At 42.9% G+C, this 10,117-nt stretch carries 4 protein-coding genes and 1 pseudogene; 1 reads left to right on the top strand and 4 read right to left on the bottom strand.

What is annotated here, in order from left to right; genetic code table 11:
- Positions 1-215: 215 nt before the first annotated feature.
- The 3 genes from KDK67_RS12620 to KDK67_RS12610 all read right to left on the bottom strand — a co-directional run bounded on the left by KDK67_RS12620 (position 216) and on the right by KDK67_RS12610 (position 8,764).
- Positions 216-3,173 carry a hypothetical protein gene (locus tag KDK67_RS12620; RefSeq protein WP_250869157.1) on the bottom strand — a complete coding sequence of 986 codons (2,958 nt, stop codon included), beginning with the start codon at positions 3,171-3,173 and terminating at the stop codon, positions 216-218.
- A gap of 185 nt (positions 3,174-3,358) precedes the next feature.
- Complete coding sequence (locus KDK67_RS12615; protein ID WP_250869155.1) at positions 3,359-3,739, bottom strand: hypothetical protein; 381 nt, start codon at positions 3,737-3,739, stop codon at positions 3,359-3,361.
- Between the two features lie 720 nt (positions 3,740-4,459).
- A complete protein-coding gene (locus KDK67_RS12610) occupies positions 4,460-8,764 on the bottom strand; it encodes an outer membrane protein assembly factor BamB family protein (protein ID WP_250869154.1) in 4,305 nt (1,434 codons plus the stop codon).
- Between the two features lie 522 nt (positions 8,765-9,286).
- Here KDK67_RS12610 and KDK67_RS12605 point away from each other — a divergent pair.
- Positions 9,287-9,706 (top strand): annotated as a pseudogene (locus KDK67_RS12605) (transposase); the annotation flags it as partial.
- A 63-nt stretch (positions 9,707-9,769) separates the two neighbouring features.
- Here KDK67_RS12605 and KDK67_RS12600 read toward each other — a convergent pair.
- Entirely contained in the window at positions 9,770-9,919 is a 150-nt protein-coding gene (locus KDK67_RS12600) for a hypothetical protein (RefSeq protein WP_250869153.1), read from the bottom strand.
- Positions 9,920-10,117 lie beyond the last annotated feature (198 nt).

Raw genomic sequence — 10,117 nt, 5'->3', positions numbered from 1 at the left:
CCGATACGATAATTCCATATCTATTTTTCAATGTATCACCTTAAATAACGTTTTATTCTACCTTCAGGTCCGTTCTCTGATGGAAATAAAATATAAAAGAAGGATGAAAGAAGGGATCAAAGGAAATTTGAAGATCAGTTCTTCATTTCCTTATTTCAGTTTCCTTCTTTCACTTTCCTTCTTTTTTACAAATTTTCTTTTGTCCTTTCCTCTCTTCAGACCACCAGTTCAAACAGGTCCACAATATCGTCAAAGTCGATCCTGCCGTTACCGTTGAAGTCAGAGCATTCCACAGGCATGTTTGCATCGATCCACTCTTTATTGTTGAAGAAAACCTCGACATCCACAAAGCCAAGCTGACCGTCTCCGTTCAGGTCTTCATAGAGTCCGTTACCGCCAATATCCTGTGCTGAAACTGTCTGGCCTGGAAGCGGTGTCATGGTCACTTCAAGTGCTCCTGTTGAGAGAGTTGCATCGATCGCAGTACCGGAGTCATCGTCCAGTCCATCAACACTAAGGGTAAGACCGGTTGAACCAAACTCCTTTCCTGAGACTGTGAGAGTTGCAAGTACAACGCCCTCAGCTCCTGCCTCTACCTGGCTGCTGCCGTCAAGGGCCTTCAGGGAGATGGAAGTTCCAGGCATAGAAGAGGTCTCAACGATCGAAGCCCATTCAGGGTACTCGACATCCACGATCTCAGCAACGGCCGGATCATCGATCACAACGCTCAGGTTGTAACCGGCAAGACCTTCTGGGAATGCACTTGCCATGATCTGGATCTGGGTTGTCTGGTCCTCGATCACTGAAGCATCTCCAGGGATAAAGGAGAGAACATATGGTGTGACTTCGATGGTGTCAGTTGCTGCATCCCATGCGCCCATGAGTGGGTATTCCTCGACACCGCCATAACTACTTGTAATATTCTCATCACCTACACCATCGGCATTGGTATCATTGCCTGTGTACTCGGAGTAATAGTTACCGAGATAGCCGGTGTGACTTGAACCCGCATAAGTGTAGGTTACCGGAGTAGGGGTACTACAATTTATTCCTTCATAGAGCTTATATGCGTAGGCTCCATTGAAATTATTCAGGTAGGCAGTTACGTTAGTACATATCTGCACCCTTCCAGTGCCTCCAACATAAGTGAAGTCATTCAGGTAGCAAGTTGATTCATCCCATAGACGCACATATTCATTTGTATCAATTATAGTGGCTTCATTCTGGTAAGCTGTGCCTTTAAAATATATATCGCCAGTAGCATTCAGGAATTTATTGTTCCGAATGATGGAGGACGGAGATTTGTAGATTTTGACGTCATCAACTCCATCAATAACATTATTTTCGACCAGACAAGCTCCACTACATGCAATATCCTCAGCATTAGTTATTGTATTATCTGTGATAGTTACATTCTGGCAATACGTGTCACTGGTGGCGCCTGTAAGTCTATAGTATCCACGATAGATATCCAGAGAACTACCAACGTTGTTTTCAATTCTTACGTTGTTACCACGCACATCTAATCTACGGTGACCGTTGAAAGTACAATTCAGGACAGATGAGTCGTTATACAGAGCAATCATATCACTATCATCGCTATTCGATCCAACGAACGTACAACCTTCAAACATTATATTGCTGATTCTTTGATTGGGTTTGAAGTATTTTAGGTCGTTCTCGGACCTATCACATTTGAGACCCATTGGTTCAAAAGTGATACCCTTGAAAGTTATTCCTGAAGCATCACAACCCGAAGTGTCATTTAGATCTACCCTACCTGGAATAATGTTACCATAAACATAACTTGTTGCTGGAGCAATGATCACTTCACCGCCGTCAGCCATGAAGGTCAGGTCACTCTTGTTTATGAACAGGAAGGTATCATTACCTAGGTACGAATCAATAAATACCTCCGGAATCAAGTAGGTACCCGGTGCCATCATGATGGTGTCACCGTTCTCTGCAGCGTAGATCGTGTCCTGCAGGGAGTCGCCTGGGCCAATGTGGACTATTGGGTTGTGAACATATTCGATCGTGTCAGTTGCTGCATCCCATGCGCCCATGAGTGGATAGGAATCGAGACTAAAGGCATCCTCACCAACACCATCACCATTGGCATCACTGCCTGCGTAGCTGGAGTAGTAGTTACCGAGATAGCCGGTATAACTTGCACCACCATAGGTGTAGGTTACCTCAGTGGGTGTATTATAGGTTGCGGAATACAGGACAGGAGATGTATCTATGAAGTTGTTCAGGTAGAAACTACATGATCCGGCTGGATAATTTAGCTCAACAACGTCGCAACTACTAAATGTATTCTCGTAAAGCTGCCCGCCCAGATATAGATTGCCGGTGGTGTTTGCGAATACATTGTTACGAATATTAAAGTTCTCGCTGTCCGTTTCCCAAACTAACTCGGTAGATGCCTCTAAAACATTGTTTTCAAATAAGATTTCATGACCAGCAAAGTTAGAATCAAGCGAAGTGAATGAATTATTCCTCACAATTATACCTAATAGCCCGCTGTTATAACCATTACCGAAATAAAGGCCTGTAACGTCATTGTTCTCAAATGTTACATTGTTCCCGTCCAATCTTACCTCAGTTTCGGAGAAAGTACAATTTCCCACATATGCATCGTCATATAGATAAAATTTGACATTTACTTCTGAATCCACCCAGTACGTTGGGTCTGGATCGCCGATGAATGCACAATCTTCAAAATGCATATTCATGGTGTTGGTATACTGATTATTTAAGGCACAAATATTAGCAACAGTAATTCCCATTAAGGTTAATCCATTAGCAGAATGAGTCGTGCCGTATTCATCCTTGCCAAGGACGATCCTTGGGGTTGCAGAAATACCTGCAGATCCAAACTCCCCCTGAGGACCAATGATTACTTCCCCTCCGTCAGCCTGGAGAGTCAGGTCGGTTTTATTAATGTGCAAATGTTGGTAACTCAATGAATTAGGAGTTATATTGTAGTAACCTGGTGCCATCATGATGATGTCACCGTCATTTGCAGCGTAGATAGTGTCCTGCAGGGAGTCACTCGAGCTGATTGTTATAGTCGTTCCAGTTTCTGCCGAGGCTGCACCTGCAGAGACGAGCATCAGCATCAGGACCATGCTTATCATGATCCCATATTTGAATATTTTTAGTTTCATATTGTATCTCTCGTATTTTTTATATAGGATTACGGCAGCAATTCAACATTGCTGCAGTAGGTGTCTTGCTTTCTGCAGAAAATAAAGAAAACAGGGAAGGATCAGGAAAAAGAAGAGATTAGAGTACCTTCTTCCTCAGTTTGTTCTTCCCTGTTTTCACCTCTCTTCTTGCTTGCAGAGACATATCAGAGCGGCAGTACTGCGATGCCGCCGTGAATGTGATTAAATCGGCCGGTGAACCTCCGGGCATTGTACATGTCGATGACCTTGCTTATGGTCACCACTTCAGCCGTACCGGGTGCAGAGTTGGTGTGTCTTTGGGGGACGTTTCCTGTATTGCCATCCGGTGCCCTGGGGGAACCGGACTCCCGGTCACAATTAACAAAGACCTTTCCTTTGGCAACAACAGGTGAAGCATCAAAGACAGCTTTTCCGTCATTGCTGGTCCGCGAAAGTTCATGAGCTTCCGGAATTGTTGACTGGTACAGGCTGGAATGTGCCGCATCCTTGTGGAACTGGTGCCAGAAAACAATAGGGATTATTGTTGATTCCAACTCTTTATTCATTGAAAATTGCCTCCTGGACATCATATATTCCGATCCAATGCGAAATTACGTTTAACGACCATACCCAACCACTAGATTTCATTCAAAGGATTCTATAATAAAATCATTCTTTTTTATTTTCGAGTATGAAATTTTTACATATAAAGTTATCCGTAAGAATAACGTAAGTTAGCAAAATTGATAATAATAAATGATTATTTATATATCTGTATAAATTCAATTAGGTAACCTTTGCATTTCTAAAAATAAAAACAACAGGTTTTTATATAAGTTTTATTATGTTGCAAAATTAATTTTATTATCAAAAAAGATAATAAGGGCTGCTAGACTTTAATTTAAACAAGTTATTGTGGTCATTGAAACACAGAATCTTTAGGAATTCCAGGCAAAGAAAACATACGATCCTGACATACAATGACAAAAATGATAGAATGATGAAATATAGATTTTGAGTATATGGTACAAAATTATTGTAATTAGTTATAATTTTTACTTCTTTTCCCGGGGTTTATCGAAATTCTCCCATATCTATTTTTCAATATATAACCTTAAATAACGCTTTAGTCTACCTTCAGGTCCGTTCTCTGATGGAAATAAAAAAAAATAAAAGAAGGATGAAAGAAGAGAATTAAAGGAAATTTGAAGATCAGTTCTTCATTCCCTAATTTCTTCTTTCAGTTTCCTTCTTTTTTACAAATTCTCTTTTGTTCTTTCCTCTCTTCAGACCATTTCAAACAGGTACACGATATCGTCGAAGTCGATCCTGCCGTTACCGTTGAAGTCGTAGCACTCCACAGGCAGGTTTGCATTGATCCACTCTTTATTGCTGAAGAAAACCTCGACATCCACGAAGCCGAACGCATCGTCTCCGTTCAGGTCTTCATAGAGCCCGTCACCGTCAAGATCCTGTGGTGAAACTGTCTTGCCTGGAAGCGGTGTCATGGTCACCTCAATTGTTCCTGTTGAGGGCAGTGCATCGATCGCAGTACCGGAATCATCGTCCAGTCCTTCAACAGTAAGGCTAAGACCGGTTGAACCAAACTCCTTTCCTGAGACTGTAAGAGTTGCAAGTAGAACATCTTTGGCTCCTGCCTCTACGTTACTTTCACCGTCAAGGGCCTTCAGGTAAATGGAAGTTCCCGGCATGGAAGAATTCTCAACCATCGTAGCCCATGCAGGGTACTCGATATCCACGATCTCGGCAACGGTCGGATCATCGATCACAACGGTCAGGTTGTAACCGGAAAGACCTTCTGGGAATTCGCTTGCCATGATCTGGATCTGGGTTACCTGTCCTTCGATAACGGAAGCATCTTCAGGGACAAGGGATAGGCCTGGTCCAAAAGCATACACTTTCTGGAAACCTACTGTATAGAGTATTCCATCATGGAGTGCTGGTGTTGAACCACCGACATCGGATTCCCAGATCAAACTACCGTCAAATGCATCCAGTGCTACTGTGCGTGTGAAGGATCCCATGCCGCCGGCACCGGTGAAAAATGACTCTGCGCCTGCATATACAACACCGTCAGAAACCACCGGGGATGTGAACCAGGAACCAGCTTCACTGGATACCCAGACGGTCTCACCTGTGAAAGCATCGAAGCAGTAGGTGTTCTGGTCGATCATATCCATACCGGCAGTGACATATACATACCCGTAAGCGACTGCTGGTGTGCAGTCTGTACCGGTCATCATCTGATCAGACATTGTTGCCTGCCATACGACATTACCGGTGGACTCGTCCAGTGCATAGACGTACTGATCAGAAGTATAGCCCATGTCGTAGATCGTAATGTAGACATTACCATATTGTACGCTTGCAGAACCGCAGATGGTTTGATCAATTGCCCTGGTCCATACAACATTGCCATCCATGTCAACGCAATTTACCTCATCGTATGATGTGAGGAACAGATGACCGTTGTTGTAAGCAGGAGTACCCTGTGCGTTTCCATTCACAGAGATGTTCCAGAGCTCAGCTCCGGTTTCCTCATCGAAGCAGAAGTACTGCTCTCCGTCCCAGTTACCTACAATAACCTTTCCTTCAACGACAAGTGGGCCACCGTTAGTGTCCATTGGCAATGGTCCCCATTTGAGAGTACCGTTGTTAGCGTATCTTGCACCATCTCCGGCTGTGAATACAACACCATTGTTGTATGCAGGAGTAGCCCATGAATCCATGGAATTGTAATTACCATGATCCCCATCTCCGAAAGTGACATCCCATGCCACTGAACCATCCTCAAGGCTGATAGCTGAGAGGTTGTTGTATCCTACGCTAGCCCATGGGCTATCCTTTCCATCACTGATCACGAACATAAGCCCAAGATCATCAGCAATAGCTATTGATGCTCCATCTTCTGCATCGATATTTGCTGTTTCCCAGAGAACATTGTTGGTCTTAGGTCCTGGTGAAGTAGAATATCCTGTGTGCTGCAGATCTCCCATGAAATGTTCCCAGCTATCACTGACAACCTCTGCAACAGGTGAACCGGTGATCTCTGTTGAAAGATCTCCTTCACCAACGCTGCTGACAGCACATACCTGATAGTAGTATGTCTGACCGTTGGTAACGTCATGATCTGTGAATACAGTTGTATCTGCAGAAACTGTTTCGTACAGTGTTTCTGCTCCTGAACTGGTAGCCCTGTAAACATTAAATGAAGTTATTGCTTCATCACTTGCAGGTGTATCCCAGTTAAGATATACACATTTGTCAACCACTGTGTATCCCAGTGCAGGGGCTTCAGGTGCTGCTTTGATCGTGTCGGTTGCTGCATCCCATGGGCCCATGAGTGGGTAGGAATCGGTACCGCCATTAGAACTGTCAATTACAGCATCATCGCCAATACCATCGCCATCGGCATCACTGCCTGCGTAGTCGGAGTAGTAGTTACCGAGATAGCCGGTGTAACTTGCACCGCCATAGGAGTAGGTTACCGGAGTGGTGGCATTATAGGTTGCGGAATACATCTGAACATTAGAGCAATCTATGAAGTTGTTCTGGTAGTAAGATCCACCAGCCTGTAGCTGGAACCCAGTCATGGCGTTTATACCAGTAAAAGTATTCTGGTAAACCTGCCCGTTTAGCATACTCACCGGATTATTGTTGTTTGTGATTTCATTGTTGCGTATAATAGTCGCAGTGTTACTGCAGACAAGGTTAGTATTATCCACAAATACGTTATCTTCTATTAAGGCTTCACTATCAATGGAAACTCCAAACGAACTGATTATGTTATTCCTGATGATTAAACCTTGATTATCGGCGACGGCTCCCCATACACTGCCTTCATTACCGGTGTTACCCTCAAATAATGTGTTGTTACCATATACCTCTATACCAGCATCAGCGGCGAAAACACAATTGAGTACAGATGAGTTATCATACAGACAATAATTTGTATCGCTGATGAATGTACAATCTTCAAACATCATATCGCTAAGACATACATTGGGCTTAAGTATGGAAGGTTCATCAGCCAATTTGTAATAGTCACCAAAAGTGATTCCCTTGAAAGTTATTCCTGAAGCATCACAACCTGTATTATCAGTTGGACCCTCTCTACCAGCCCTTATGCGAGCGGAACTATCAGCTGGATCAGGACTAATGATCACTTCACCGCCGTCAGCCATGAAGGTCAGGCCGCTCTTGTTTATGTACAGATCGCTATCACCAGCTGCAAAGGAGGTAACATAGGTACCTGGTGCCATCATGATGGTGTCACCGTTCTCTGCACCATAGATTGCTTCCTGCAGGGAATCACCGGGGTTGAGCATTATGGGTTTACGCAGTGACTCAACTGTTGCAAATCCGAACATATAATCGTCATCGGTGCCGAAGAAGATCCAGCCGTCCGAGATTGCTACACCGGCCAGGGTATACTGCGTTTTTCCAGACTCTCCCCAGGACCACTGCTCAATTCCCGTTTCGTTGAGACAGTATACGCCTATTCCTCCCCAGTTATCGGTGAAGTAGATATAGATCTCGCCGTCACCGTCATCGTATGCCGTACTGATCACAGGGGATGACTGGATTTGTCCATCTACTGAAAATCGCCAGTCTATCGTAAGATCATTTGCGTAAAGACAGGTCAAGTAGCCGGAGCTACCGACATACACCTTGCCGTTGTAGACAGCAGGTGTGGATGTGCTGTAGCCTATGTTTGCATGAGCCTTGTCAGCGGTATTGAAGGTTCCGTCCGGATTCATACCGAGAGCGTATATATAGCTGCCTTTGGATGTGAAGTATATGCGATCCAGATCCTCAACATAATTGATGGATGACCTGATCTCATTTGCCGTGACACCAAATTCTGCGGATACGTCCAGCGTGTCCTTAGTGGTACCATTGGCTTTGTACACGGAAGTGAGGTTACCAGCATCATCTCCATAGACCAGGTAATCGCCTATTATCGCAGCACCTGCCCAGTAGTAACCGTCACCACTGGTAGAAGTGCGGTTCCAACACATTGTTCCGTTATCGTGGTAGCAATAATATTTCTTGCTTTCCCAGCTACCGAAGTATATCTTATGGTCTTCATAGACGACAGGGGTATTCATCTGGCCCGATTCAGTTTTAGACCATTGAACATCACCTGTGTTTATATCGATAGCGAATATCTTTCCGTCGCTGGTCGGAACAAATATGCTGCCATTTCCTGTGGCCATGTTCCCGAGAATGCGGCCACCGCTTGTGGGGGTTACCCATTTTTCAGTGCCGTTGGTCTTGTACAATGCCCGTAATTTGTTATCGTCACCGGCCACGTAAGCCATGTCACCTATTACTACAGGCGCGTTATCAAAACCTGACCCTGTACCTCCGAGTGTATACGAGTTCTCCCATGAGATGCCGTTTCCAACCGGATAGGTTATAGGAGCTTTGTCTGATGTCAATCCGTTATTGTACTTGTCTTTCTGGAATTGATCCCAGTCAGATGCGGATGCTGCTGGTATTAATAACATTACAAGCAACATCCCAACAAAAAGTATGGTCATGTTGGTTTTTTTTAATTGGTTCATTAAATTCTCACTTCTCGATCTATTTTTTCAGTCGAGGATGAAACGCATTTTAAGGCCATGGACTCTGTTTTAAATATTTGTGTCCTTTGTCTGCCTCTCATTTTTAGACAGCTTACGCTATGCCATTAATGAGAGCTAACGTTTCCACCTGACCATTAATTCAGTGTTGGCCATTCCATAGTAGCTTTTAATCTCCGGATTATTCAGAGAATTTCCAGAGATATGCACCAATGGCTCTGATCTATGTTATCTAAATGGGTACGAATGATTAATTTACACGTCTGTATAAATTAACAAACCCGTATCCCAATAAATTACACAGTCATGGGCACTTCAACGCAATGTTATATGTAGTTACCTAAATTGAATACATAAGTTACTTAATTTGATAATAATAAATAATAAAAATTAATGTTTAAGGATCTCATCAACATTGAGCTGTTTATTTAATATTTGTCTTCTCAATTCAATTGGCATGTAGGTTAAAGAGCTTATTCAACTATGTATTAGGATTCTCATGTGGTTGAAAATCCTGAAAATCTGTCGAATAGAGCTATTGCTATAATAAAATCAATCAAAGAGCTGGATACTAAAAAAGTTAAAGTTTATAGGTTAGTTTGACCTTCAATGTTTGTGGGAAATCAAAAATGGAAGTGGAAGGATAATATCCTGAAAAATAACATTACTGGGGGTATACAGTAACATCAAGGAAAATTTTAAACTTACAAAGATGATAATATGAATTCTTATGGGATACTGGAATTAATTAAGGAAAATATCAGTAATGGGGTTGTCGAAGGATTGAACAACAAGATAAAAGTCGCTTTTTAGAGATCATACGGGTTGAAGACTGAAATGTATAGGAATACAATGATATTCTTGATGGCAGGTAAACTGAGTTGTCGGCTAAGTCGGAGGGATTACTCCCTCTTTCTCGCCTAAGAACTGTACGTGAGACTTTCACCTCATACAGCTCAAGCATCTCTTAACCTTTACAGGCAACAGTTATTTGGTCAATAACTGCCTTCGTAATCCTGACTTGTAGCCTATTAACATGTGTTGGATGTCTGTAAGTTTCTCATCGTTAAGTTCAGCATGTCCACTAAACACTGTTTTTGCTTCACCTTTTGATGTATTTGAATAGCTTACATTCATAGGTCATACCTTCATTCTTACGTTTTGATACCATAGAGTAAGTCTGCATCCTTTCGGATTAGGGCAAATCTTGAACCCCTATATAATTCATTACAAATTATCATTCGCTTCCTACTCCTTTCCTCTACCCTCTATGTCATCGTCATTCTTTGCAGGATTCCTACCCCGAAGGGAACATATAGGGCTTACCAAGTTCTA

Origin of the sequence: Methanococcoides seepicolus (assembly GCF_023684405.1) — an archaeon.
GTDB lineage: Archaea > Halobacteriota > Methanosarcinia > Methanosarcinales > Methanosarcinaceae > Methanococcoides > Methanococcoides seepicolus.
Note: the sequence above shows the minus strand (reverse complement) of the source record. Positions and strands in the feature narration are given on the sequence as shown.

What these genes read in the sequence shown, in the direction of transcription:
- KDK67_RS12620 (WP_250869157.1), bottom strand. Translation starts at nt 3,173, where the DNA reads ATGAAACTAAAAATATTCAAATATGGGATCATGATAAGCATGGTCCTG.
- KDK67_RS12615 (WP_250869155.1), bottom strand. Translation starts at nt 3,739, where the DNA reads ATGAATAAAGAGTTGGAATCAACAATAATCCCTATTGTTTTCTGGCAC.
- KDK67_RS12610 (WP_250869154.1), bottom strand. Translation starts at nt 8,764, where the DNA reads ATGAACCAATTAAAAAAAACCAACATGACCATACTTTTTGTTGGGATG.
- KDK67_RS12600 (WP_250869153.1), bottom strand. Translation starts at nt 9,919, where the DNA reads ATGAATGTAAGCTATTCAAATACATCAAAAGGTGAAGCAAAAACAGTG.